This is a genomic window from Nocardia bhagyanarayanae (genome assembly GCF_006716565.1).
Classification (GTDB): Bacteria; Actinomycetota; Actinomycetes; order Mycobacteriales; family Mycobacteriaceae; genus Nocardia; species Nocardia bhagyanarayanae.
The window spans coordinates 4,905,486-4,930,587 of sequence record NZ_VFPG01000001.1 but is presented as its reverse complement, the minus strand read 5'-3'; the positions used below and the strand labels follow the sequence as shown (position 1 = coordinate 4,930,587).

At 67.2% G+C, this 25,102-nt stretch carries 20 protein-coding genes; 10 read left to right on the top strand and 10 right to left on the bottom strand.

Annotation, left to right across the window (positions count from 1 at the left end; translation table 11 throughout):
* Positions 1 to 211 precede the first annotated feature (211 nt).
* The 4 genes from FB390_RS21285 (at position 212) to FB390_RS21270 (ending at position 2,762) form a co-directional block, all read left to right on the top strand.
* Positions 212 to 1,033, top strand: coding sequence for an acyl-CoA thioesterase domain-containing protein (locus FB390_RS21285; protein WP_141810517.1), 822 nt, complete (start codon positions 212 to 214; stop codon positions 1,031 to 1,033).
* 89 nt (positions 1,034 to 1,122) lie between these two features.
* On the top strand, positions 1,123 to 2,241 hold the full coding sequence (locus FB390_RS21280) for an NDMA-dependent alcohol dehydrogenase (RefSeq protein WP_141810516.1): 1,119 nt from the start codon (positions 1,123 to 1,125) through the stop codon (positions 2,239 to 2,241).
* 30 nt (positions 2,242 to 2,271) lie between these two features.
* Entirely contained in the window at positions 2,272 to 2,475 is a 204-nt protein-coding gene (locus FB390_RS21275) for a hypothetical protein (protein ID WP_342780447.1), read from the top strand.
* Complete coding sequence (locus tag FB390_RS21270; protein WP_141810514.1) at positions 2,472 to 2,762, top strand: WhiB family transcriptional regulator; 291 nt, start codon at positions 2,472 to 2,474, stop codon at positions 2,760 to 2,762. Before FB390_RS21275 ends, FB390_RS21270 begins: the two co-directional genes overlap by 4 nt.
* A gap of 204 nt (positions 2,763 to 2,966) precedes the next feature.
* Here FB390_RS21270 and FB390_RS21265 read toward each other — a convergent pair whose 3' ends face one another.
* The 8 genes from FB390_RS21265 to FB390_RS21230 form a co-directional block, all read right to left on the bottom strand.
* The gene (locus FB390_RS21265) at positions 2,967 to 4,322 is read right to left on the bottom strand and encodes an MFS transporter (protein WP_141810513.1); all 1,356 of its coding nucleotides are present in this window, start codon (positions 4,320 to 4,322) and stop codon (positions 2,967 to 2,969) included.
* Positions 4,323 to 4,496: 174 nt separating this feature from the next.
* Positions 4,497 to 5,024: a cupin domain-containing protein gene (locus FB390_RS21260; protein ID WP_141810512.1), complete on the bottom strand. Its 528-nt coding sequence runs from the start codon at positions 5,022 to 5,024 to the stop codon at positions 4,497 to 4,499.
* 97 nt (positions 5,025 to 5,121) lie between these two features.
* Positions 5,122 to 6,024, bottom strand: a complete 903-nt coding sequence (locus FB390_RS21255; protein WP_141810511.1) for an alpha/beta hydrolase — start codon at positions 6,022 to 6,024, stop codon at positions 5,122 to 5,124.
* Positions 6,025 to 6,129: 105 nt separating this feature from the next.
* A complete protein-coding gene (locus FB390_RS21250; protein ID WP_141810510.1) occupies positions 6,130 to 7,638 on the bottom strand; it encodes a sugar ABC transporter ATP-binding protein in 1,509 nt (502 codons plus the stop codon).
* Positions 7,635 to 8,726, bottom strand: coding sequence for an SMP-30/gluconolactonase/LRE family protein (locus tag FB390_RS21245; protein WP_141810509.1), 1,092 nt, complete (start codon positions 8,724 to 8,726; stop codon positions 7,635 to 7,637). Before FB390_RS21245 ends, FB390_RS21250 begins: the two co-directional genes overlap by 4 nt.
* The gene (locus FB390_RS21240; protein ID WP_141810508.1) at positions 8,723 to 10,891 is read right to left on the bottom strand and encodes an ABC transporter permease; all 2,169 of its coding nucleotides are present in this window, start codon (positions 10,889 to 10,891) and stop codon (positions 8,723 to 8,725) included. Before FB390_RS21240 ends, FB390_RS21245 begins: the two co-directional genes overlap by 4 nt.
* A 6-nt stretch (positions 10,892 to 10,897) precedes the next feature.
* The gene (locus FB390_RS21235; RefSeq protein WP_141810507.1) at positions 10,898 to 11,971 is read right to left on the bottom strand and encodes a sugar ABC transporter substrate-binding protein; all 1,074 of its coding nucleotides are present in this window, start codon (positions 11,969 to 11,971) and stop codon (positions 10,898 to 10,900) included.
* Between the two features lie 43 nt (positions 11,972 to 12,014).
* A complete protein-coding gene (locus FB390_RS21230) occupies positions 12,015 to 13,034 on the bottom strand; it encodes an ABC transporter permease (protein ID WP_141810506.1) in 1,020 nt (339 codons plus the stop codon).
* Positions 13,035 to 13,290: 256 nt separating this feature from the next.
* Here FB390_RS21230 and FB390_RS21225 point away from each other — a divergent pair, with 256 nt between their 5' ends.
* Positions 13,291 to 14,334: a helix-turn-helix transcriptional regulator gene (locus tag FB390_RS21225; protein ID WP_141810505.1), complete on the top strand. Its 1,044-nt coding sequence runs from the start codon at positions 13,291 to 13,293 to the stop codon at positions 14,332 to 14,334.
* Between the two features lie 104 nt (positions 14,335 to 14,438).
* Entirely contained in the window at positions 14,439 to 15,872 is a 1,434-nt protein-coding gene (locus FB390_RS21220; RefSeq protein ID WP_141810504.1) for an MmgE/PrpD family protein, read from the top strand.
* 153 nt (positions 15,873 to 16,025) lie between these two features.
* On the opposite strand, the gene FB390_RS21215 is transcribed toward FB390_RS21220, so the two are convergent.
* Complete coding sequence (locus FB390_RS21215; RefSeq protein WP_141810503.1) at positions 16,026 to 17,627, bottom strand: sigma-54-dependent Fis family transcriptional regulator; 1,602 nt, start codon at positions 17,625 to 17,627, stop codon at positions 16,026 to 16,028.
* A 196-nt stretch (positions 17,628 to 17,823) separates the two neighbouring features.
* Here FB390_RS21215 and FB390_RS21210 point away from each other — a divergent pair, with 196 nt between their 5' ends.
* Together FB390_RS21210 and FB390_RS21205 are read left to right on the top strand one after the other, a co-directional pair.
* Complete coding sequence (locus FB390_RS21210; protein ID WP_141810502.1) at positions 17,824 to 18,702, top strand: helix-turn-helix domain-containing protein; 879 nt, start codon at positions 17,824 to 17,826, stop codon at positions 18,700 to 18,702.
* A 465-nt stretch (positions 18,703 to 19,167) separates the two neighbouring features.
* The gene (locus FB390_RS21205) at positions 19,168 to 20,382 is read left to right on the top strand and encodes a CoA transferase (protein WP_141810501.1); all 1,215 of its coding nucleotides are present in this window, start codon (positions 19,168 to 19,170) and stop codon (positions 20,380 to 20,382) included.
* Between the two features lie 262 nt (positions 20,383 to 20,644).
* On the opposite strand, the gene FB390_RS21200 is transcribed toward FB390_RS21205, so the two are convergent.
* Positions 20,645 to 21,817 carry a CaiB/BaiF CoA transferase family protein gene (locus tag FB390_RS21200; RefSeq protein WP_141810500.1) on the bottom strand — a complete coding sequence of 391 codons (1,173 nt, stop codon included), beginning with the start codon at positions 21,815 to 21,817 and terminating at the stop codon, positions 20,645 to 20,647.
* 275 nt (positions 21,818 to 22,092) lie between these two features.
* Here FB390_RS21200 and FB390_RS21195 point away from each other — a divergent pair, with 275 nt between their 5' ends.
* Together FB390_RS21195 and FB390_RS21190 are read left to right on the top strand one after the other, a co-directional pair.
* Positions 22,093 to 23,574 (top strand): aldehyde dehydrogenase, encoded by a 1,482-nt coding sequence (locus FB390_RS21195; protein ID WP_141810499.1) that lies wholly within the window; start codon positions 22,093 to 22,095, stop codon positions 23,572 to 23,574.
* A 25-nt stretch (positions 23,575 to 23,599) separates the two neighbouring features.
* Positions 23,600 to 24,997: an MmgE/PrpD family protein gene (locus FB390_RS21190; protein WP_141810498.1), complete on the top strand. Its 1,398-nt coding sequence runs from the start codon at positions 23,600 to 23,602 to the stop codon at positions 24,995 to 24,997.
* Positions 24,998 to 25,102: the final 105 nt, after the last annotated feature.

The following is a 25,102-nucleotide window of genomic DNA, read 5'->3' as shown; positions in this document are numbered from 1 at the left end:
GCGGCCCCAAAGCACCATCGCGCAGCACCGACCCATGGAAACGACGTCGGTCACCGGAGGTTATGGCGCGTGGACGTGGCATTCGCGTCGGTAACCGACGTCGTGGCCCCAGTCCTCCGCAGGGATCAGAAGAGCCTCGGGCGGTCCACTGTTCAGGCTCGACAGTATCGTATATTAAATATCTCGCCTGCATCAAGATGGAAGGCACACCATGACCGCAGCATTCTTCCGCACCCAGAGCGGCCCGGAAGGGATGGAGTTGATCCCGCAGGCCGAGGCCGCGAGCGGGTGGGGCGAAGAGCATATGCGTGGACTCGCGGTGAGTTCGGCACTGGCACGCGCCGCCGAGCTGCAGATCCACACCATCGGGCGCACCGACCTGGCGCCGGTGCGGTGGACCGTCGACCTGTTCCGACCCGCCCGGTTGCGCCCCTGCACCGCCTCGGCAACCGTCGTCCGGGAAGGCAAGCGGTTGTGCCTGATCGACAGCGTGCTCGAGCAGGACGGTCGGCCCGTCGCCCGGGCGTCGGCATTGTGGCTGGCGCCGAGCCAGAGCCCGCCGGGTGCGGTCTGGTCGGGAGGTACGCGGCCGGAGCCGCCGCCACTCGACGCCGCGCTGGTCGAAGCCCAGCACCGTCTCTACTTCACCGAGAAGACCGGCTGGGGCGATGCGGCACAATCCACCAACGACGCTCGCAAAAGGATCTGGCACGAGCAGATCCCCGTGGTCGAGGGCGAGCAGGCGACACAGTTCCAACTGGCCGCAGGCATCGCCGACGTGGTGAATGTGGCGGCCAACCTCGGCAGCAACGGACTCGAATTCATCAACGCCGACGTTTCGTTGGCACTGGGCCGCCTGCCGGTCGGGCCGGCGATGGGCTTCGCCACCACCGAGCGAATCGAAGAGGCGGGCATCTCGGTCGGCACCGCGGTCGCCTTCGACCGCGTCGGCGTTTTCGGCACCGCGACCTTGTGCGCACTGGCCGACGCGCACCGCGCCGTCGACGTGCAGAGTTTCCAGCCGATTGCGTGACCGAGGTCTCAAATATATTATGCTGAATTAAGACTTCGAAGGAGTGCACCGATGACCCGCTGGGCGAACACCGACGACAAGGCCACCTCGTGCTGACCCGCGGCGCGGTGCTGCGGCAGACACCCGGCGCCTACGAGATCGTCGAACTCGACATCGAAGACCCGCGCCCCGGTGAGATCCGCGTCAAGATGGCCGCGGCGGGCTTGTGCCACTCCGACGACCATTTCGCTGTCGGTACGCAGACGCCGGGCATCCTTCCCCTCGCGGGCGGACACGAGGGCGCCGGTGTCGTCGAAGCGGTCGGCCCGCGCACCAAGGGCTTCGCCGAAGGCGACCACGTCGTGTTCTCCTTCCTTCCGGTGTGCGGCCGCTGCCGGTGGTGCGCGCACGGCCACCAGAACCTGTGTGACCTCGGCGCGTTCCTGGCCACGGGCGCGCGTTTCGACGACCCCACCTCCTATCGGCTCTCGCTCGACGGCGCACCGGTCGGTCAGCTTGCCGGGCTCGGCACCTTCTGCGAATACACCACCGTCTCCGCGGTATCGGCGATCAAGATCGATCCGTCGATCCCGCTCGACCTCGCCTGTCTGACCGGCTGCGGTGTCGGTACCGGGTGGGGTGCGGCGGTGAACTCGGCCGAGGTGAAACCCGGACACGTCGTGATCGTCATGGGCATCGGTGGTATCGGGATCAACGCGGTCCAAGGTGCCGCACACGCGGGCGCCGCCGCGGTGATCGCCGTCGACCCCGTGCCCTTCAAGCGGGACTCCGCACTGAAGCTGGGCGCCACCCACGCCGTCGCCGACATCGAGGAGGCGGCCGAACTCGCCCGCTCGATGACCAACGGCCAAGGCGCCGACTCCTCGATCGTGACGGTCGGCATCACCACCGGTCGCCATGTCGGCCAGGCACTGAGCGCGGTGCGCAAGGCGGGCACCTGTGTCGCCGTCGGGCTCGGCGACGCCACCGTGGGCGCGGGCGACATCAACCTGCACGAGCTCACGCTCTACCAGAAGCGCCTGCAAGGCTCACTGTTCGGCGCGAGCTCGCCAACCGCCGACATCCCGGCACAGCTGGCGATGTACCAGCAGGGCTCGCTGAAACTCGACGAACTCGTCACCACCCGCTACTCCCTCGACGACATCACGCAGGGCTTCGCCGACATGAACGCCGGCCAGAACCTGCGGGGCGTCGTCGTCTACGACTGATCCCGGCAAGTCGAAGGACCGATCTTGAACGTGCTGATCGAAATGACCGCATTGTGTCTGACCCGCCCCGCTCCCGGGGCGGACGCGCAAGCGCTCGCGGCCTGGTACGCGGCGAAGGCCCGGTTGCACGACCATCTGGCCGGTCTCGGCGGACCCGACAGCGCGCGCGAACGTGAGCTGGCCGCGGCGGCCCACCGGCGCGCGCTCAGCGTCGCCACGGGTGAACCGGAATGAGGCCGGCCCGAGAGAAGGCCTTGCAGCTGCCCGCGCCGCGCGCGGAAGCCTGGGCCTGGCAGATGCACGCCACCTGCCGCGCCTACGACGTCAACGACTTCTACGACACGGGCCAGGAATCGCGAAAGATGCTGGCCGCCAAGGAGATCTGCGCCAGCTGCCCGGTACTGACCCACTGCCGCGATCACGCGGTCGCAGCCAACGAGCCGCACGGTATCTGGGGCGGGATGACACCGCGTGAACGGGCAAGATACCGCTGGGTGCACTACCGACCGAAGCGCCTGTGACGCTGGTCGAACACCGGCACCGACGGACTCGTTCTCGGTGCCTCGATCGGCCTCGGCTGACCGCCCGTCTCCGCAACGAGCAGGTCCGCGCGGGCCTCGACCTCGGCTCGGGAATCGCCGACGCGCTGCTGGCGCGACGCACACTCGGCGCGACGACGGAATCATCACCACCATCGACGAATTCGCCGTGACGACCTAGAACGATCAACGAGCCGGCTCGACGACACCGCCCGGATCAGGTTCGGGAGCGCGTACTTCGGCGACCTCGTCGTCGACCGTCGAGGCGGGCATCAGGACCACGATGGCGGCTGCGATCACCGCCGGAATCGCGAAGGCGTAGAAGTTCCAGTGGCTGCCCAGAGAGGAGCCGACGACCCAGCCACCGATGGACGGTCCGAGAATGGAACCGACGCGGCCGAGCCCCATACTGGCGCCGACGGCCGATCCTCGGCACGAGGCGGGGTACTTGGCCGCGACGTAGCCGTAGGCGAGCGAGCTGCTGCCGATGGACCCGAGCCCAGCACCCGCCACCGCGACCATCAGCACCGCCGTATCGAGTTTGCGGCTCAGCGCCAGCAGCGACACCCCGCCGATGAGGAAGAACAGGACCAGGATCCGCCGTGACCCGTACCGGTCGGCGAGCATCGACCCGCCGATCATGCCGACGATGGCCCCGACCTGCAGGACCAGCAGGAATTGCAGCGAGGAGCCCAGTGGGTAACCCGCCTCGCGCATCAGTACCGGCAACCACGTGTTCAGGCCATAGGTGATCACCTGGGCGCAGACACAGACCAGGACGAACAGCAGCAATGACGGCAGATAACGGCGGGTGAGGAGCATGCGCAGCCCGCTCGTGCTGTCGGCGCCCGTGGAAGCGTCGACCTGGATCCGCTGCTCGGCACGCACCGCGTCGATGTCGAGGTCATAGGCGAGGGCGAGTTCGGCTGCCTCGGCATCCTTACCGCGTGCCACCAGCGAGTTCACCGATTCCGGCAACCAGAAGTACATAGCGGGCACCACGATTACACACAGTGCGCCGACCGCGTAGAGCACGCGCCAACTGTGATCGGGCAGCAGGGCGATGGCGACCAGCGCGGCGACGACGCCGCCGAAGGAGTACCCGGTAAGCATCATGCCGTTGTAGATCTGCCTGCGGTTACGCGGCGCGAATTCCATGGTGAGTGCGACGGCCGACGGAACGACGCCGCCGAGGCCGATTCCGGTGAAGAACCTTGCCGCGCCGAGGAATTCGGGCGACGTGGCGACCGCGCAGATCGCGCACCCGGCGGAGAACCAGACGACGCCCGCCATCATCACCTTGCGGCGTCCGATGCGGTCGGCCAGCGGGCCCGCGAGCAGGAAACCGACCATCAGACCGACCAGGGTCCAGCTGCCGATCAAGCCCGCGGTGCTCGCCGACAACTCCCACCCCGGCTCGTCCAGGAGGCTGGGCACGGTAGCCCCGTAGACGATGAGGTCGTAGCCGTCGGCCACGATCGTCAGAAAACAGAGCATGACCACGACGAGGCCACTTCGTTTGCGCGGGGCCGAACCACCCATTTCGTACTCCTTCGACGTTCCACCACGCCAGCACTGCCTAGCGACGTAGATCACAATATCGCACAATATATGATCCTGAATACTTTTCTAACCCCTGACCTCGGTCGCGATCACAACAAAGGCCTGGGAACCGTCGACGGTTCCCAGGCCTTGCGTACCAGTATTGTTCGACCTTCAGCGCTTACCGGGCAGCATGACCGCGACCATGGTCACAGGCTTGTCGGTCCGGTTGCTCCAGGCGTGCTTGATCCCGCGGTTGATCACAGTGTCGCCCGCACGCAGCAGGGTCTCCCCCGTCTCGTAGATCGCGTAGATCTCGCCGTCGATGATGGTGGCGATGTCGACGGTCTCGGTGGCGTGCAGGCCGACGATCGCGTCGTCGTCGGCCTTGGCGTCCTCACCGTGCAGATTGCCGATCGATTCCGCGTACACAGCAGGATCGATTTCACTGTCGGGCGGAAAGGTCGCCAGGCGCACCACCACGCCCGCGGCGGGCGGATCCAGCTCCACCTCGGAGCCGAGCGTGTCGCCGTCGGCCATGGCGGCGGGCAACGCGTCGACTCGCCACACGTCGTTCACCGTGAACGCGGGCAGGGCGACCCGCGTGGCGGTGTTCTCGTCGACGTCGATGGTCGATCGGCCGTCGGCGTCGAGGCCCGCGATCACGCGTCGTGCGGTTTTGCCGAGATGCTCGCTACTCATAGGTGTCACCCTTCGGGTCGGAGGTGACGAGATGCTCGTCACATGTTTCTGAATAATATATTACATATCACATTTCCTAAAGGGACACTGCCCAGGCTCAGAGATTGGCCGTGAAGAAGGGGGTCAGTGCGGCCATGGCCTGGTCGACGTACTCGGGGCGGTCGTACAGACCCACGTGGCCCGCTCCCTCGACCAGCACCAGGTCGGTGTTCTCCGGCAAACGCTTGTGCAAGGCCTCCGCCTGCCACAACGAACCGGCGGCCGACCCCGCGACCAGGAGCACCGGCTGGGTCAGGAACTCGGCGCCGGCGAAGGCGTCGTAGTCGAAGATCCGGGTGACGCTGGCGGTGAACAGCATCCGGTTGTCGGAATTCGGGTGCTGCGCGCGCGGGGTGCGGTAGTACTCGTGCGCTTCGACCATATCGGCGTGGGTGGTGTCGTCGAGCGTCTCGGGCACGTAGGTGATCTCGGCGATCTCCCCGCCCGCGGCTTCGATCGCGCGCTGACCCGCGACGGCGTCCAGCGTGGCGATCTGCGCTTCGAGCGGCAGCGAGCCGTCCCAGCCGCGCCGGAAGGTGGCGCCGATGTCGACCGGGCTCACCGTGCCGACAGCCTTGATCCGGCGATCGGTCTTGGTGGCGTCGATCGCGTAACCGCCGCCGGCGCACACACCGAACGCACCGATCCGGTCGGCATCGACGAAGTCGAGGGTCGACACATAGTCGACTGCGGCGCGGACGTCCTCGACCCGGGCGAAGGGGTCTTCCAGACGGCGCGGAATACCGCCGCTCTCGCCCTGGTGGGAGGCGTCGAAGGCGAGGGTGACAAAGCCCTCGGCGGCCAGCTTCTCCGCATACAGACCCGCGGTCTGCTCCTTCACGCCGCCGCCGGGATGAACACACACGATCGCCGGGTAGTACTGGTCGGCGGAGAAGTTCGCGGGTAGGTACAGATCGCCCGCCATGGTGACTGTGGCGTTCGGGAAGTCGATGTGCTGCACGATGATGTCCTCGGCTCGTCGGGGTTCTTTCCGGATGACATCAGTCTTCGTGGGCTGGAAAAAACCCAACAGGACCACTCTGTTCCTGGGAAGGAACCTTCCCCCTCAGTGCACCGCCGCGAACATCAGCTTCGCATCGTCGGCCTCGGCCGGATCGAACTCGGCCACAATGCTGCCCTGCTTGGCGACCAGGATCCGGTCCGAGAGCGCCCGGATCTCGGGCAGGTAGGACGAGATCACGATCACCGCGACACCGTCGTCGGCCAGGGCGCGGATCATCGCGTGGATCTCGGTGATCGTTCCGAGGTCCACACCGCGGGTCGGCTCGTCGATGATCGCCACCAGCGGCTGGCGGGTCAGCCCTTTGGCCAACACCACCTTCTGCTGGTTGCCGCCACTGAGCTCTTCGAGTTTGGCCCGGTCGGGTCGCAGCGTGCGCACATGGAAACGCTCGACGAAGCGCTGAGCCACCGTCTTGCGCTCCCCCGGCCGCACCAGCAACGGCAGGCGTGGCGCGCCGCACAGGTGCCCGAAGTAGATGTTGTCGACGATCGAGAAGTGACCGAAGAAGCCCGAGGCCTTGCGGTCCTCGGTGATGTAGACCAGGCCCGCGCGGCGGGCGTGCCGTGGTGTCCGGAAACGCACCTTGCGACCGTGGAGTCGGACGGTGCCACCACGCAGACGCCGGCGCTTGGTCACCCCTGCGACGATCATCGCTGCCTCGCTACGCCCGGCACCGACGAGCCCGTAGATGCCGACGATCTCCCCCGCGTGCGCGGAGAACGACATGTTGCGCACGGCTGGAAGCAGTGTGATGTCCTCGACCTCGAGCACCGGCGCCGGGTCGGGCTCCCGATTCGGCGGTACCCGTTGATATTCCACGCTGCGCCCCACCATCATTCGCACCACCTCAGTACGGTCGAAGGCCGGTTTGTCCAGGGTGCCCTGCACCTCGCCGTCGCGCAGCACGGTGATGCGGTCGGCCTCTTCCAGTGCTTCGTCGAGCATGTGGGTGATGAAAACGACCCCTATGCCCTGTTTTTTGAGCCTGCGCATCGACAGGAACAGTTGCAGCCGTTCCTCCGGTGTCACCGAGGCGGTCGGTTCGTCGAGGATGACGACCTTGGCGTCGCGGTGCACGGCGCGGGCGATCTCCACCATCTGTTTCTGGGCGATGCCGAGCGCCCCCGCGGGCACTTCGGGCCGGATGTGGAAGTTGTGTGACTCCAACAGTTCTCGCGCCACCACGTTGAGCTGGGAGAGATTGTTGAAGGCCTTCTCGTCACCGAGGAACAGGTTCTGCGCCACGGTCATCGACTCGACGAGCGATCCTTCCTGGTACACCATCGCGACCCCGGCCTCGGCAGACTCCTTCGGCGTGCTGAAGTTACGCATGCGGCCGGTGACGAGCAGCGTGCCCGCGTCGTGTTCGATCGCGCCCGAGATCACCTTCACCAGGGTCGATTTGCCCGCGCCGTTTTCGCCGAGCAGGGCGTGGATCTCGCCAGGGGCGACCTCGAAGTCGACGTCACGCAAGGCGTAGGTTCCGTTGTAGTGCTTGCTGATGCGGCTGAGCCGGATCACCGGCTCGGCGGCGACGGCGGTGTCGCTCACTGTGCTCGCCTTTCGTTGTCTGTCCGCGGCTCGAGTAGGTTGCGGAAACCACGCGCGGCCACCACGATTCGGCCGTCACGTGACGTCACGCCGGTGACCCCGTGGCGGTCGCTATCCGCGCGCGAATGCACACTTTCGGCGATGCGTCCCCGCTGATCGATCCGGAAAGCCAGGCCGTAGGACCGCGCGGGCGCCCACGGTTTGATCACGCCGTGTACGCGCAGCTGCCCCAGTTGCAGGGTGTCGGTGTAGGGATCCGGGCACCGCAGGCGTGGGACGAACCACTGGTCCTGACGGATCGTGGCAGTCATCTCGCGCAGCAATTCCGGTTCGTCGAGCAGCAATTCGGTGAAGCGATTGCGCGCGTATGGCGCCGCGACCCACCATCCGTCCGTGGTGGCGGCTATCCGGCCGGGATACACCGGCAGGTTCGGCCCCACCGCGGTCCCGGGCTTGCTCAGGGCCGCCACGCCGCGTCGTTCGATGCGATGGTCGAAACCCAGCGACACCAGAACCTCACCGTCCGCCGCGTTTTCGATGCCGCCCGGCCAGCCGAGACCTTCGGCGACCACCTCGGCGCGCGAGCCGTCGACGCGCACGATGCGGCCGCTCCGATCGTCGGTGACCAGCGCGGCCGACCAGTCCGGCACCTCACGGGAGCCGATGGTTGCCAGCACGACACCGTCGGGCAGCAGCGTCAGATCGGTGACGCACGCGGCCAGCTCGGCATCGGTGCACAGGTCGGCGGCCACTCCGCTCGCGTCGACCGTGACGAGGCCGACGCCCTCGACGGCGGCGACAAGCCGGTCCTCGGCGACCAACAGACACCCGACCTGACCGCCGAGCGTCACCAGGCGCGTGACGACGCCGTCGGTCAGCGTGAAAACGCTGTCGCCGCTCGAGAAGACGACCGCACCGGACTCGCGGATGAGCACGTCGTCGGGTTCGAACTCGGCATCGGGCAGCAGGGTCGTGCTCTCGTCGAGCCGGCGATTCGGCCGCAGGCCCGCCTCGAACGGCGGCACCGTGCGGTGCCGCGCCCAGTCGGGGTTCAGCCATTCCTTCAGGGCGCTGATCGTGCGATTCATCGCTGCACCCCCACCATCGATCGATCGGGCACGATCAGCCCGGGAACCGCGGCCGGATCGATCGTTCCGACCTCGCTCGGGTCGAGCGTGAGTCGACCGATGCGGTTGTTGCTGACGCCGCACAGATATAGCTGACCGGCCCGTTCCTTCACCGCGGTCACCATCGGGTAGTTCGCCAGCGATGAATCCCACAGCACCTGAAGGACTTCGCCGCGATCGTTGAACTTCATCACGCACGAGACGTTGAGCTGCGGCACCACCCAGCTGTCCAGCGGGACCTCCTTGGTCATCCGCCTGCGCACCGCCGGGTAGCGGTTGAGCAGGTCCGACATCGGCGTGCGCATCGACACGAACGGCAGCCAGTAGTTGCCGTCGGAGGAGCGGTTGAGGTTGTCGGGGTTGCCAGGCAGGTTCTCCAGCACCGGTTCCAGCTGTCCCTGCTTGGGTCCGGCAATCCAGAGGCGGTCCACCCGGCACAGGCCGGTGCTGGCGATGAGGATCGACTGGCCGTCGTGCGAGGTGCAGATGCCGTTGGGGAACACGCTGTTCGAGACGACCACCTCGGTGCCGCCGTCGGGGTCGATCCGGACCACGCGGCCGTTGGCCCGCGATTCCACCAGCTCCACCAGGTATTCGGCGGCGTTGGTTCGCGTCGAGAAGTCCGACACGTAGATCGAGCCGTCCGGGGCCACGTCGAGGTCGTCGACGGCACGCAGACCGGAATCGTCGAGCAGCGAGAAGCGACTGCGCCTGACCTTCGTCGCGATCGGCTCGGGTTCGCCGTCCGGGGAGATCCGGTAGATGCCCATGCCGCCGACGGCAACGAGCAGCTGTCCGTCTCGATCCCATCCGTGGCCGAGCGGGAAACCACCGGTGCGAGCGAAGATCTCACCTTCGTCCGGGCTGTCGGCACGGAAACGCCACACCCATCCACGGCGGTCGCCGCAGTACACATCGCCCTCGGGATCGACCGCACAGTCCTCGGCGCCTTCGATCTTGCCGAGGCCGATCGGGGGCGCGTCGGTCGTTCTGTTGTTGATCGTCCACACCGTGCCCGGCTCGGTGACATCGATGAGCGGGCCCAGCGTGATCCGGCCCGGATCGATCTTGAGCTTGTCGGCGGTGCGCTGCCGGTACTTGCCCCATTGCAGGTCGAGCACCGCGAATACGAGCAGTGCGGTGGCGAGAATGACCGTGTAGTAGGAACCTTCGAGTCGCAGCGCCACGGTAGCCTGCTGGATCACCTGCACGACGATGATGCCGACGGTGGCCCGCAGCACCGATCCGCGACCACCCTCGAGGCTGACACCACCGAGCACCACCGCGGTAAGGGCGATGATCTCCCAGCCCTGGCCCACATCCGGGTCGGTGCGCCCGACCCTGGCCGAGGTGAGCAGAGCGGCCAACCCGGCCAGCGCACCCGACAGGACGTAGACGAAGAAGGTGACCCGGTCGACCGGGATGCCGTTGCGCCGCGCCGAACGCCGATCGCTGCCGACCGCCGCTACCCACCAGCCCCACCGTGAGCGGGTCAGGGCGACATGCACGGCGATGAGCACACACGCGAAGAAGAACCAGCCGGTCGGGATCAGCGCGATGCTGCCCTCGCCGAGGAAGTCCCAGACGATTTCGGGCTTGGGCATGCTCAGCTCGAAACTGAACGCCGACTGCAACGCGGCGGCCGCACCACCGAAAGCGACCAGGGTGACCAGTGTCGTGATGAACGGCCGCATCTTGCGGTAGGCGATGAAGTAGCCGTTCACACTGCCGAGCAGTCCACCGAACACCACGGCGCCCGGCGCGACGATCGCCATCGGCCAGTCCCAGGCGCGGGACGCGACCATCGCGCCGATCGCGGTCAGGCCGACCATCGAACCGATCGACAGGTCGATGCCACCGCAGACCAGCACCACAGTGAGCCCGATGGCGAGCAGTCCCTTCTCCGACACCTCGTCCATGATGATCGGGGTGTCGGCCGGTCCGACCGGGGTGAAGAAGACGAACAGCAGGCTGAGCAGCAGGGCGAGGGCGAGCGGGACCGCGCCCTCCATCCAGCGTTTCTCGAACAGGTCCGACAGGGTTCTGGCAGGCGCGAGCCGATCACGCCACTTTCCGCCGGTCAGGGGGAAGGCGTCGATTCCCCGCGAGCGTGACTGCAGTTTCATCGCCGCTCACTGCCCCTTGTAGCAGGCGATGGTGGTGTTGTCGACGTTCGCGCGGTCCACGATGGTGTGCGGCACGAACGCGACGGTGTGACTGCTGCCCGCCGGTGCGCCGGTCTGGATCAACTGCTGAGTGGTGACCACCGCGGCGGTGCCAACACCCTGGACGTCGTAGGAGGCCGAGGCCGTCACCTTGCCCGCGCGCAGCGCATCGCACCACACCGTATCGGCGGCCATCGTGTAGGTGCCGAGGGAATCGGCGGGTATCACCCCGCGCGCGACCGCGCTCTGCACGGCGTCACCGACGGCGACGGAGTTGAGGTCGTAGGTGACCAGGAACCCGCAGAAGTTGTTCTTCTGCTGCTGGATGATCGACTCGGCGGCCTGTTGCGCGAGCGAGTTCTGCCACTGGGTGTGCGCTGTGGTGACCACCTCGAATCCGGCTGGGTCGAGCACATTGCGCACCCCTTTGGACCACAGCAGCGAGGCCGCGTCGTTGCCCGGTCCGTCGATGATCGCCAATCGTTTGGGGGCGCCGCGCTTTTCGCAGTCCTGCACGGCTCGCTGGGCGATGTCCTCGGCGGCGGCGAGGTTGTCGACACCGATGTATGCGTCGCCGAGGCGGCTCGAGATCATATTGACCACCACCGTGTAGATCCCCGCGCGCTGAGCGTCCTCGATCTGCTTGGACAGCACACCGACGTCGGGGTTGTGCAGGATCAGCACGTCGGCGGCCTTGCGGGCGATCAGGTCGCTGATGATCCTGGTCATTTTGTCGGTGTCGAAATTGGGGTCGTAGACCTGGAAGTCGGCGCCGAGGTTGCCGAAGGCTCGCTCCATCGACGCGCCCCAGTTCATCGTCAGGTTGTAGCCCTTGTAGAGGATCGGCACGAAGGCGACCTTCTTGCCCTGCATCGATTCGTGCACCTTCTGCGTCGCGTCGAACAGCTGCACGTTCTCGCCGAACGTCTGGCCCTCACCTCCCGCGGGTCCGGTGGCGGACGTGCGACCACCGGTGGAACAGCCTGCGAGCACGACCGCCGAGACCGAGGCGAGAGCGAGGGCGATCAACTTCTTCTTCATCGTCGAAGACTCCTTGTGAGCGAAGGTGTTTGAGGCGAGGGAATTACAGTTCGCCGCTTTTGGCGGTCTCCTCGTCGCGCGGATGCAGCCATGAGTCCAGCGCGATGGCCGCGATGAGCACGCCGCCGCGGATCAGGTCCTGCACCGCGGACGTGAGGCCGTGCAGCACGAGCAGGTTGTTGAGCACGCCGATGAACAGCGAACCGGCGAGCACCCCGAGGATCGAGCCGCGGCCACCGGCCAGCGAGATGCCACCGATGACGGTCGCGGTGAGCGCGGTGAACAGCAGCGGATCGAAGGAGGTGACGGTGGTCTGCACGCTGCCCTGGATCGACACCGTCAGGCACCCCGCGAGTAGGGCGAGCAGCGCGGAGATCACGTAGGTGAGGGCCTGCAACGGCCGAACAGGGGCGCCGGTGGCGCGGGCGGTGGCGAAGTTGTCGCCCATCGCCCGCACCAACCGGCCCGCCGAGGTGTAAGTGACGAAGAGCCAGGCCAGCACGAAGACGGCCGCCGCGACGATGATCGGCCGTGGCACACCAAGGACCGAACCGTTGCTCAACTCCGCGATCCACGAGCCGCCGGGCAGGCCGTAGTAGTTACTGTCGAGCAGCACCATGTCCACCCCACCGATGACGAGCAGACCGGTGGCCAGGGTGACGAACAGCGACGGCACTTCGACATAGGCCACGAGCACGCCGTTGACCAGCCCGACGATCAGCGCCACCGCGGCGGCGATCGCGATCGCCTGCCACTCGGGCATGCCACTCGACATCAGGGCGAGCGTGGCCTGCGCGCAGCCGAGCGCGACACCGGCGATCGACAGATCGATGCCTCTGCCGAGAATGACGATGGCGACGCCGACAGCGAGAATCCCGAAGGCCGCCGACAGCCGCAACAGGCTGGCAAAGTTCCCGGTGGTCAGGAATCCCGGTGTCGTGGCGGCACCGACGACGCACAGCACGACGGTGATGCCGAGAACGAAATACGCCTGCTCCGAACGACCCATCTGGTCGCGCAGGCTGGGGCGGGGCGTGGTGGCCGCCGCGGTGGACGTCGTCATGATGCTTCCCGCATGGGTATCTCCTCTGAGACTCGAGTCACTCTCGTGAACTGTGCGAAATATTAAATATGTAGTGTTGTGCCTCACAAGGAGATCGACCCGCGGTCGACCGAAGGGTCTACAGCGCCTGCGACCAGCGGCTGATGCGACATCCGAGTTTCGGACACAAATCGGACGCCCCCGTGCGAACGCGCAATATATTGCATATTCTGTTCAGGAGTGGTATGAGGACTGGAGTTGATACGTGGTGATCGACATGAGGACACCCAGCGGCGACGTCGCAGTCGAGGCCGAGCTCATCGCCGTCGCCACCGAAGCGTCGGAGATCCTCGGGCGCCGGATCCAGCCGCCCGGCGCCCACTCCTCCGACGTGGCCAAACGCCTGCTTGCGCAGCTGTGGGACGAGACCGTCGCGGCACTGCCCGGCGTCACGGATCACGTGGATATCCAGCGAACGACCGCGCTACTGGCCCGCATTCGCGCCGCCGAGGCCGACCTGGCCGCAGCCGACGCCGCGAGTTCGGCCACCCACCTGCGGATGGCCGCGCAGGCGATCGCGCGATTGCACGGCGCGCGCGGTGTCGACGACTTGCTGAGCCGGGCCGCGGAAGCGATGAGCGCGATGGGCTTCGATCGCGCACTCGTGTCGACCACGGAAGGACAGCGGTGGCAGCTGCATACCATGTTCGTCGTCGACGACAAGCCTTGGGCCGACGCGATTCTGGCGGCCGGACGCGAATCCTCACCGACCCTGGACGGCCATCTGGTCGAGAGCGACATCGTGCAGCGGGCCCGGCCGGGGCTCGTCTTCGATGTTCAGCACAATCCTCGCGTCGTCCGGCCGCTGGTGGAGATGACGCACTGCAGTTCCTACGCCGTCGCGCCGCTGACGATGAACGGCGCGGTCGTCGGCCTGGTGCACGGCGACTACTACTTCCAGCGGCGCGAAGCCGACGCGACGGCGCGGGCGATGCTCGCGGTGTTCGCCGCGGGCCTGGGCCACGCACTGGCGGGCGCGAGCCTGCTCGACGGCGTGACCGCGCTGCGCAGCGGATTTGATCGACTGACCGGCTCCGCGACCACCGTCGCCTGCCACCCAGAGGGCCCCGCGCTCTCGGCGCGGGAACTCGATGTCGTCGAATTGCTGGCGGCGGGCCGAGCGAATCGCCAGATAGCCCGCGACTTGGCGATCTCCGAGGCGACGGTAAAGACCCACATCACCCATATCCTGCGCAAACTCGGCGCGGCGAACCGCGCGGAAGCTGTCGCGTACTGGCTGCGCGGCAGCGCCGCACGCTGAGGTCCGGGATTGCCGGAAACCCGTTCTTATGCCTACTTAATATATAGTGCAATAACTGGTGCGGGCAGGTCTGCTGTCATCGCACCCCTGTGAGAGGACAGTCCATGGCCGACACCATCGTCGAGCAACTGGCCCGGTTCACCACCGGCTCGAACTACGACACCCTTCCTCCCGAGGCCGTCGACGAAGCCAAGCGATTGCTGCTCGACGCGATGGGCTGCGCGCTCGGCGCCGTCGACGAACCCAAAGGCAAGATCGGTATTCAGTACGGCAAGCTCACCGGCGGCACCGATGGCGACGCCACGATCATCGGCACCGACGACCGGGTGTCGATCTTCGGCGCCTCCTTTGCCAATGGTGAACTGATCAACGCCCTGGACTTCGACGCCGTGCTGCCACCGGGCCACGTCTCGCCCTACGTACTGCCGACTACGATGGCCGTGGCCGAGAGCCGGGGGCGATCCGGTCGCGAGGTGCTCGCCGCGGTCGCGCTCTCGCACGAGATGTCCTATCGCTTCTACAAGTCGATGGACTACCTGCGCGACGTCCAGAACGATTCGATGGACCTGTCCCCCGTGATCGGCTACAGCGTCACCGTTTTCGGCGGCACCGCGGCCGCGGGCAAGCTCGTTGGACAATCCACCGAGACCCTGGCCAACGCGCTGGGCATCGCCGCCGCGACCGCCCCGGTGAACGCGATGCGGCCGTGGATCAAGCACGCCCCGAGTTCCACCCTCAAGTACCTGCTCGCGGGCACACTGACCCAGGCCAGCCTGACCGCGGTCTTCATGGCCGAGCTCGGCCACACCGGTGACCTGCAGATCCTCGACGACGCCGAGGTCGGCTTCCGCAGGTACATCGGTACCCGCCGGTGGGAACCGCAGAACCTCACCGACGCGCTCGGCACCGAATGGCGCTTCCTGGCCGAACAGTCCTACAAGCCCTACCCACACTGCCGCATCCTGCACGCCCCGCTGCACGCGCTCACCGAGATCGTCGAGACCAACGACATCCGGCCCGAGGAGATCGACGCCATCCGCTGCTGGGGTGAGGCCGCGGTGATGCACCCGCTGTGGCAGAGCCGTGTCATCGAGAAGACCCACGACGCGCAGTTCGACATCGCCCACGGCCTGTCCGTCGGTGCGCACCGGGTGACTCCGAGCAGGGCTTGGCACGCACCGGAACTCGTGTTCAGCGAGTCGGTGCTCGGCCTGATGGACAAGGTCACCTTCGCGCCGCACCCGGACTACTTCAAGGCACTGTCCGCGCATCCCTCCGCGCGGCCGACCAAGGTCGAGGTCGACGCCCGCGGGACCACCTTCGTCGCGGAGCGGACCTACCCCAAGGGCAGCCCCTCCCCCGACCCGAGCACCAGGATGACCACCGACGAACTGGTCGACAAGTTCCGGGTCAACGCGCGGGAAGTGCTGTCCGAGAATAGGATCGATCAGGTCGTGGAGACCGTGCTCGGGGTGGACAAGGTCGATGACTTCGGCACCGTGATGCGTCTGCTCGCGCCGAACAGCGCGCCCGCCTGAGCATTCCGCCCGCGCATGCGAAAGCCCCGCTCGCCCCTAACGCGCGCGGGGCTTTTCGCATCCCGGCCCGATGTCCATCGGCCGGTGCTGTCGACAGTAGACACGACAGCGGCCGGGGCATGCCCAACAATCTGGACATGCCCGGGCACCCACTCACGCGATACGCAAAGCCCTGATCCGGTTGTAGAGCGTCGATCGGCTCACGCCGAGCGCACGCGCGGCCTGCAGCTTGTTGCCACCCGCGGCTTCCAGGGCCGCCATGATGACCTCCCGCTCGGCCTCGCGGATCGGCGAGCCGGGCAGTAGACCACCGCGGTGCGAGGCGGGCAGGTCGGTGGGGATGATGTCGCCGGCCGACCGGACGCTCGCCACCACCTCCACGACGCGGCGCAGTTCGGCGAGATTGCCACGCCACGGTTGCGAGGCAAGCACCCGCATCGTCTCGGCGGTGAACCGGGTCCCGGTGTGGCCAGTGACCTCGGTCAGCATCTGCTGGGCCAGCCCCGGGACCTCGTGCCTGCGCCTGCGCAAGGGGACCAGCTCCCTGCGGTCGTTGCACAGCGCCGGTAGCGGGGCGTGCACGGTGTCGAGGTGTTCGCCTGGCGTCGACGTGAGCACCACTTCGCGGGTAGTTTCCCGCAATCGCTGCGCGAGCAGCGCGGTGAGCTGCTCGGAAAGCAGCTGAATGTTCTCGATGATCACGGGGGGCCCGTCGCCCGCAAGCGTCTCGCCTAGCTGGGCGGCCCACGCGCTGTCACCAATGAGCACGATGTCGGTCGCGTCGAGCGTGCGGGCCGCGGGGCCGACCAAGCCGAGCGCCTCGGTGGTTCGGCCGGTCCCCGCCTCACCGACCACCAGCAGCGGCCAGAGTGGCATCCGATCCGACGCCACCCTGGCACGCCGAACACCGGACTCCTGGGCGATGTCGACGAGCACCCCGTCGGCTCCGTCTATCGACTGGCAGACCAATCGCACCGCACGGCCGGAGGTCAGGACGAGTTCCTGGCTCTCCTCTCCGCCGACGGGCACGGCTTCGGCGCAGGCGCGCAACGCGGCGTGATCGGCGGGTTCGAGCAGGTCGACCGCGGCGGGGGTGGCCAAGACCAATCCGTCACCGATAACGACGACGGCCCGGCCCCGACGACCCGCCGCCGCCTGGAACGCGCTCATCAACCTGCTTTGCGCACGGGGGGAATCACGCTGGAGCCGTTCTTGGATATCGCGGACCATGCGGCGGGCCAGCAGCGCAGACAATCGGTGGTCCGCGCTGGTTTTGGCGCCGATCCCCAGCACACCTTCGAGGCGGCGGGTCACCGGATGGAAGATCGGATGCCCGTAGCAGGTGAATCCGCGAAACAGTGCCATGTAGTGCTCGTCGGCGCGCACGAGCAGGCTGCGCCGGGTCTCCAGCGGGGTGCCGAGCGCATTGGTGCCGATGCGGTCTTCACCGAGTTCGACGCCCGGCACGATGCCGATATCGGAGACCGCTCGGCGGATCGATCGGGCGGCGCCGTGGATGTCGACCACCCGACCCGCCTGGTCGGCGAGCACCAGCGCCACCGGGGTACCTTCGAGCTCGCTCGCGACCCGGCGCAGGACTGGGCTCGCCGCTCGCGCGAGGAAACTATCGGCGCTTCTGGTCGCGAGGTCGAACGGCGGCATCGCGTCTTCACGAATGCCGTTCAGCCGCGATCGGGCCCACGCCGACTCGATGTCCGGTCGAGTCGAATCCCGGTAAGCCTGCATCACAGTCATGGCTACTCAACACCACCTTGTCCCGGCCGCCTGAACATGCGGTCGACGCCCAGTCCTCTGTGACCGAGGACACTCATATTTTATACACAATATCTGCTCGGTTCTTCGGGCTTCACCGCAATGCCGACGTTTTCCGGCTCGGCGTGGGAAGAAATTGTCCCAGGCACGGCATCGCCGACGGGCATACCGTGGAGAAATGACCGAGAGAGCGCCCCACCTTCGCGAACTGGGCGGATTCCTGAAAGCGCGCCGCGCCGAGCTGAGTCCGCAGGACATCGGCCTGACGGTGCACAGCGCCGCGGCGCGCCGGGTCGCTGGTCTGCGTCGTGAGGAGGTCGCGGACCTGGCCGCGATCAGCCACGACTACTACACCAGGATCGAGCAGGGCAGACTCGCACCGTCGGAGCCGGTTCTGGACGCCCTGGTGCGGGTCCTGCGCCTGGACGACGCCCAACGTGACTACGCCGAGAACCTGGTCCGCCGCTCCGATCGCCGCCCGGCCAAACGAGGCCAGAAATCCGTGCGCCCCCAGCTGCAGCGTCTGCTCGACCAGCTCACCGAGACACCGGCCCTGGTGTTCGGACGCTATCTCGACATCCTCGCCTGGAACCGCCTCGCAGCGGCCTTGATCACCGACTTCGGCCAGATGACACCCCGGCAGCGCAACTACGTGCGGATGGTCTTCACCGATCCGGCGATGCGCACACTGTACGACGACTGGGAAAGCGTCGCGCGCACGTGCGTCGCCATCCTCCGTATGGACGCCGCGGCAAATCCGACCGACCCCCAGCTCACCGCGCTGGTCGGCGAACTGTCCATCGCCGACGAACGGTTCCGGCAGTGGTGGGCGGCACGGAATGTGGCCCGGCAGGAGTTCGGCTCGAAAACCCTCCATCATCCGGATGTCGGTGAGATGACCTTGAACTGGGACACTTTCAGTTCGTCCGGCGATTCGGAGCAGCAGCTGGTCCTCTGGTCGGCCGATCCGGGGACGACCTCCCACGAGAAGCTGCGCATTCTCACATCCTGGTCGGCGCCGGTCCCCGATCGGGACACGGCGGAACGCCCGAACTGACCCGACTCGGGCGAACCGGATCAGCTCTGGCGACACACTCGGCATCAGAGAATATATTATGCGTAATCAACCCGGACGAGTTTCGGCCCGCCGACCCGCCACCACAGATCCCCGGAGCGAACAGTGTCAGCACCTGTCAGTACTACCGTCTACGAACTCCTCGACTACTTCGGACGATGTGGCGCATGCGGCTATCCCGCCTCGGCATCGAGGGTGGTCCAGCACTTCTCCGACGGCTCCATCCAGCACGAGGTGGTGGCCACCTGCGGCCTACCCTGCGGCTGGCGCGCCCCCGTCTCGATGCGCAGGATGACGGGCTCCCCTTGACCCGATCACGGTGCTGACGCCCTGACCTCAGCAGACTTAGATATATTATATTTCCAAAGAAGGAGCGGTCCGCCGCGGACGAAGGAGTAGCGCGATGCAGATGCCAGGCCATGCCGACCTTTACCTGGTGGTGCGCGCTTGAGCGGGCAGCCGCTGGCGGGCCTCCGCGTCGTCGAGTTCGCCAGTTTCGTGGCAGGGCCCTCCGCGGGCATGACCCTCGCCCAGCTCGGCGCGCAGGTCATTCGCGTCGACCCGCTCGGCGGCGGACCCGACTACCACCGCTGGCCGGTGGCCAAGCGCAACGGCGAGAGCCTGTACTGGAATTCGCTCAACCGCGGCAAGCAGTCGATCGCGGTGGACGTGCGCAGCGAGCAGGGCCGGGAACTGGTGCTCGCCTTGGCGACCGCGCCCGGCAAGGACGCGGGGATCGTCATCGACAACGCGGTCGGGCGGCCGTGGTTCTCCTACGAGGCGCTCGCGGGCCGGCGCGCCGATGTGATCAAGGTGCACATCGGTGGCCAGGCCGGTGGCGGCCCCGCGGTGGACTACACAGTCAACACCGAGGTCGGCGTCACCGATCTCACCGGGCCCGCCGATTCGCGTACCCCGGTGAATCATGTGCTGCCCGCGTGGGATCTGATCGCGGGCATGACCGCGACCACCGCGCTGCTCGCCGCCCTGCACCGTCGTGAACGGTCCGGTGAAGGCGCGCATCTGCAGATCGCGCTGGCCGACGTCGCCCTAGCCGGTGTCGCGAATCTTGGGTGGCTCAGCGAGGTTCGGGAACGCGGTGACCGTCCGCGCCACGGCAACTACATGTACGGCTCGTTCGGCGCCGACTTCGTCACCGCCGACGATGGACGCGTCATGGTGGTCGCGCTCACCCCGCGTCAGTGGCAGGCGTTGTGCACGGCGACCGGCGCGGCGAAGGTGATCGCCTCGCTCGAACAGACCCTCGGTGTGGACTTCGCCGACGAAGCGCACCGGTACATCCACCGCGAGACCATCGCCGCAGTGATGCGTCCCTGGTTTGCCGGCCTGTCCCTCGACGCTGTGGGAGCGGCGCTCACCGAGGCGGGCGTGCTGTGGAGCCGCTACCGCCAGATGAGTGATGTGGTAGCCGATTTCGAGGCGGGCGCGGGCAGCCGGGTGCTGACCGAAATCGATCAGCCCGGTATCGGACCAGTCATCTCGGCGCACAGCCCAATCCGTGAGGACAGCCAGTACGGACCGGTGCGCCCGGCCGCCGCCCTCGGTGCCGATACCGATCAGGTCTTCGCCGAAGTCCTCGGTCTCAGCGACAGCGAACTCGGGAAGTTGCGTTCCGCGGGAGTCCTCGGGACTGCTGAATAGCCTTGCGGTCCCGGTGTTTCCGTACAACAGCAATCGGGCCGGTACGCGAAGACGACATTGGCTTCGTGCACCGGCCCGACCATTGCGTCGGGGTTCGCCGCGCCTCGCAGACCGGCGCGAACCGGAGAGCTATTCGCTGCGCCAGGTCACGACCTCCTCCAGCAGCGCGCGCGTGGTGCGGTAGCTGTTGGCGGGACGATCGGAGATATTCGGCCGGAGGCGGAAATCGAACTCCTCGCCGTTGTGCGGAGGCCCGTCACGGTCAGCCGTCCACCGAGAGCACACCCGCGGCCACGAGTTCGTCGATCTTCTCGGCCGGATATACCTCGCCGGCGACGGCGCGAGTGTCCGCACCCACCCGCGGAGCGACGCCCGGGCGCTCGGGCCGCTCGCCGCCGAAGCGCCACGGCGGACGCAGCAGCGCGAGCCCGTCGTCCTGCGGCTCGACCATGCGCAGCCACTGGACCTGTTCATGCTCGACATAGCCGGTCATCGACAAGACCGGCGCGAAAGGCACGTCCTCGGCGGTCAGCCGCTTCTCCCACTCCGCGAACGAGCGCTGTTCGAATTCGGCCTCGACTATCTCGGCGAGTTCGAAATAGTTCGCCTCACGGGGCCGGTATTCCGCGAAGCGCGGATCTACGGTGAGGTCGGCGCGGTCCATCGCCCGGCACAGTGCTTGCCAGAACTTCTGCGACGAGGACAGGTGCACGGCGATGTACTCCCCGGAGGCGGTCGGCGCGCAGAAGTTCTGCGCCTGCGGATGCCTACTGCGCCGGGTCGGGTCGGCGCCGAGTTCGAAGGCCTGGGTGATGCCGTCGGTGACGAGCACGCTGACCGCCTCCATGATGGAGGTCTCGACGTGCTGCGGTTCACCGGTGCGGTACCGGCCGACCAGCGCAGCGAGCACGCCCGCGGCGGTACTCAGCCCGGTAACCAGGTCGGCGTTGAGGCCACCGGTGAGCTGGGGGTGACCCTCGTCGCCGAACAGGGAGTAAAGGCCCCCGAAGGCCTGGCCGATAGTGTCGTAGGCGGGCCGGTTCGCCAGCGGGCCGCCCGCTCCGAAGCCGGTCACCGAACCGTAGACGATGTCGGGACGCAGTTCGCGGCAGACCTCGGGGCCGAGGCCCATGGCGGCCACCTTGCCGGGGCGCATGTTCTCGAGTACCACGTCGAATCGCGGGATCAGCGCTTTCACCAGGGCGATGCCCTCGGGTTGCTTGAGGTCGACGGCCAGGCTGCGCTTGCCGGTGTTGTACTGGCGGAAGTACGGGCTGCCGTCGTTCTGGTGGCGGCGGAAGTCCTCGCCCGTGAGGGGCCGCTCCACCTTCACCACTTCGGCACCTAGCGCGCACAACATCGAGGTGGCGAACGGGAGCGAGATGTAGCCCCCGATCTCCAGGATCCGAATTCCGTCGAGCGGCCTGTGCTGCATAGCCTGTCTCCCTCTACTCATGTGCTCATATTATATATTATCCCGGCACGTGTTACGGGCCACATCCAGCGAAGGTCGACCGGGTGCGCGAAGGCGCCGACAGAACAAGGCGCAAGTGGCGGCGCACACGGCGACCATGGCTTGTGCGCGACGTTATATCATATACTTTACATGAGCCGGGTCACAGAACGTCGGCGGGCGCTGCGCGCGAAACACCGCTGACCAGGGAATTCCCACCCGGACACAATCGCCGACGAGGACGATAGGTCTACCCCATGAGTGTTCAAACAGAGTTGTGGCAGGGACAGTTCGACAAGCTGTTCATCGGCGGCGGATGGGTGAGCCCGGCATCGCAGCGCACGTTCGAGGTGATCTCCCCCGCCACCGAGCAACCCCTCGCCCGCATCGCCGAGGGCAGCGAGGCCGATATCGACGCCGCTGTCGCCGCCGCCCGCACCGCGTTCGACCGTGGCCCGTGGGCGAATATGGAGCTCGCAGAACGGATCGCGGTGCTCACCCGCGTGAGCGAGGCTCTCGCGGACCGGCAGGACGAGATCGCGCGGCTGATCAGCGCCGAGATGGGGTGCCCGATCACGCTGTCGACCCGGATGCAGTCGATGGGCACCCGCATGCTGCTCGATGCGTTCCTCGAGCTCGCCCCGCGCTACCAGTGGTCCGATATTCGCCGCTCGGTCACCGGCAACGCACTCGTCACGCGCGAGCCCGTCGGCGTCGTGGCCGCGGTGGTGCCGTGGAACGCACCGCTGCAGATCGCCATCATCAAGCTGGCGCCCGCGCTGCTGGCCGGGTGCACCACGGTGCTCAAGCCGTCTCCGGAGACCGCGATGTCGGCGTATCTGCTCGCCGAGATCTTCGAGCAGGCCGGTCTGCCCGAAGGCGTCGTCAACATCGTCGTCGCGGGGCGTGAGGTCAGTGAGCACCTGGTCCGCCATCCCGGCATCGACAAGGTCTCGTTCACCGGCTCGACTGCCGCCGGCCGCCGGATCGCCGCCATCTGCGGGCAGGATCTGCGCCGGGTCACCCTCGAGCTCGGCGGCAAGTCGGCCGCGGTGCTGCTCGACGACGCCGACCTCGATGCCGCGGTGCCCGTGATCCGGGCGTTGTCACTGCGCAACACCGGACAGGTGTGCAGCAACAAGACCCGCATCGTGGTGGCCCGTTCGCTGCGCGACGAGCTCTACGACCGGTTGCGCGACATGGTGAAATCGATGCCCGTGGGTGACCCGTTCGATCCGGCGACGGAGGTGGGTCCGCTGGTGAGCAGCGCTCAGCGTGAGCGCGTGGAAAGCTACATCGCGCAGGCCCGGTCCGATGGCAACAAGGTGCTCGTCGGCGGTGGCAGGCCCGAAGGCCTGGACCGCGGCTGGTACGTACAGCCGACCATCTTCGCCGACGTCGACCCCAACGCCAAGATCGCGCAGGAAGAGGTCTTCGGTCCGGTGCTGACCGTGCACACCTTCGACACCGAGGCCGAGGCGATCGACATCGCCAACAACTCCACCTACGGTCTCAACGGATCCGTCTTCGCCGCCGATCCCGCCCACGCACTGGCCGTAGCCCGGCACATCCGCACCGGCACAGTCGAACTCAACGGCACCCCGGCCGGCTTCTTCGCCCCGCTGGGCGGATTCAAGAACAGCGGCATCGGCCGCGAAGCTGGACTCGAAGGCTTCGACGCCTATGTCGAGTGCAAGTCCTACGGCCTGCCCCAACCGCTGCTCGACACGCTGGCCTGACGTTCACATACCCGAAAGGTTCTCCATGCCTTCCCTTCCCCCACTCGAGACCGCCGTCGCCCGGCTCGTCTCCGACCTGGACTACGACTCACTGCCCGCCGACGCGATCGCAGGCGCTCGCCGGTTGATGCAAGACCAGCTGGCCGTGCAGATCGGCTGCGCGTCCCTGCCGTGGAGCCGGGCCGTGCTCGAGCTGACCAAGGCCTCGCACGCACCGGGCACCGCCCACGTCACCGCGTCGAGTGACGAAATGAGCGCTGCCGACGCGGCCTTCGTCAACGCGAGCTACGGGCACGGTTTCGAGTACGACGACGCCCACCGCTCCAGCTCGAGCCACCCCGGCAGCGCGGTGGTCTCGGCGGCCATCGCCGTCGGCGAGGAGCTCGGCGCCTCGATGGCCGAGGTGATCACCGGCATCGTCGCCGGCTACGAGGTCTACACCCGGATCGGCATCCTGGCCGCGCCGCAGTTGCTCGAGCGCGGCTTCCACCCGCACGGTGTGCTGTCGGCTTTCGGCGCCGCTGCCGTGGTCGCGAAGATGCGCGGTTTCGACGCCGAGCGCACCGTGCACGCGCTGTCGATCGCGATGAGCCACAGCTCGGGCACCACCGAGTACACGTCCACGGGCGGCTCGGTGAAACGGCTGCATTCGGGTATCGGCACCCGCAACGGTATCCGCGCGGCGGAGATGGCCGCCGCCGGCATCACCGGCCCGACCACCTTCCTCAGCGGCGGCAAAGGGTTCTACCGCACCTTCGTCGGCCGTCCGGTCGACGAAGCAGCCGCCGCGGCGCTCTTCGCGCCCGACGCGTCGTTCGAGATCTCGCGGGTGTGGATCAAGCCGTACTGCTGCTGCGGTATCAACCATGCCTACATCGACGGCGCTCAGCAGCTGACCGCGCGGGCCGCCGAGGTCGAATCCATTCGGCTCGGCATCCAGTCCGGTGGTGATGTGATCATCGGCAACCAGAACGCCAATGCCTACGCTCCCCAAATCATCGAGCACCTGCAGTACAGCCTGCCGTTCCAGTTCGCCCTGGCGATCCTGGGCCGCGGCAACGGTTTCCGCACCCACCACGATTACCTGGCCGGCCGACTCGACCTCAGCGCGGGCAGCGAGGTCGCCGCTATGGCGCGGCGGGTGAAGATCGAGGTCGACGCCGAACTCGACACCGAATACCCGGGCCGCTGGATCGCCGACATCACGGTCACCTACCGCGACGGCACCAACCAGCACGTCTTCGTCGACAACCCGCGCGGCACCGCGGAAAACCCGATGTCTCAGGCGGATCTGGACGCCAAGTTCCGCGACCTCACCGTCGCCGACATGGGTGTCGAACGCAGCGAAGCCCTCCTGACGGCGATCACCACCGGCGACCCCGCCACCCCGGTCACGAAGTTCGCTGCACTACTGCGTGCCTGACCGACAACAGCCTGTTCGAATCTGCACCGCCTAGAGCGATTCGGATTCGAACAGGCTGGTCGGCGGCGGCGCCGCCGGGTCGGGAATCCACCGCCCGGCTGAGCT

Excerpts from the sequence above, each read along its gene's own strand:
- FB390_RS21285 (WP_141810517.1), top strand. The coding sequence starts at position 212 with ATGACCGCAGCATTCTTCCGCACCCAGAGCGGCCCGGAAGGGATGGAG.
- FB390_RS21270 (WP_141810514.1), top strand. The coding sequence starts at position 2,472 with ATGAGGCCGGCCCGAGAGAAGGCCTTGCAGCTGCCCGCGCCGCGCGCG.
- FB390_RS21265 (WP_141810513.1), bottom strand. The coding sequence starts at position 4,322 with ATGGGTGGTTCGGCCCCGCGCAAACGAAGTGGCCTCGTCGTGGTCATG.
- FB390_RS21260 (WP_141810512.1), bottom strand. The coding sequence starts at position 5,024 with ATGAGTAGCGAGCATCTCGGCAAAACCGCACGACGCGTGATCGCGGGC.
- FB390_RS21245 (WP_141810509.1), bottom strand. The coding sequence starts at position 8,726 with ATGAATCGCACGATCAGCGCCCTGAAGGAATGGCTGAACCCCGACTGG.
- FB390_RS21240 (WP_141810508.1), bottom strand. The coding sequence starts at position 10,891 with ATGAAACTGCAGTCACGCTCGCGGGGAATCGACGCCTTCCCCCTGACC.
- FB390_RS21235 (WP_141810507.1), bottom strand. The coding sequence starts at position 11,971 with ATGAAGAAGAAGTTGATCGCCCTCGCTCTCGCCTCGGTCTCGGCGGTC.
- FB390_RS21230 (WP_141810506.1), bottom strand. The coding sequence starts at position 13,034 with ATGACGACGTCCACCGCGGCGGCCACCACGCCCCGCCCCAGCCTGCGC.
- FB390_RS21225 (WP_141810505.1), top strand. The coding sequence starts at position 13,291 with ATGAGGACACCCAGCGGCGACGTCGCAGTCGAGGCCGAGCTCATCGCC.
- FB390_RS21220 (WP_141810504.1), top strand. The coding sequence starts at position 14,439 with ATGGCCGACACCATCGTCGAGCAACTGGCCCGGTTCACCACCGGCTCG.
- FB390_RS21215 (WP_141810503.1), bottom strand. The coding sequence starts at position 17,627 with ATGACTGTGATGCAGGCTTACCGGGATTCGACTCGACCGGACATCGAG.
- FB390_RS21210 (WP_141810502.1), top strand. The coding sequence starts at position 17,824 with ATGACCGAGAGAGCGCCCCACCTTCGCGAACTGGGCGGATTCCTGAAA.
- FB390_RS21200 (WP_141810500.1), bottom strand. The coding sequence starts at position 21,817 with ATGCAGCACAGGCCGCTCGACGGAATTCGGATCCTGGAGATCGGGGGC.
- FB390_RS21195 (WP_141810499.1), top strand. The coding sequence starts at position 22,093 with ATGAGTGTTCAAACAGAGTTGTGGCAGGGACAGTTCGACAAGCTGTTC.
- FB390_RS21190 (WP_141810498.1), top strand. The coding sequence starts at position 23,600 with ATGCCTTCCCTTCCCCCACTCGAGACCGCCGTCGCCCGGCTCGTCTCC.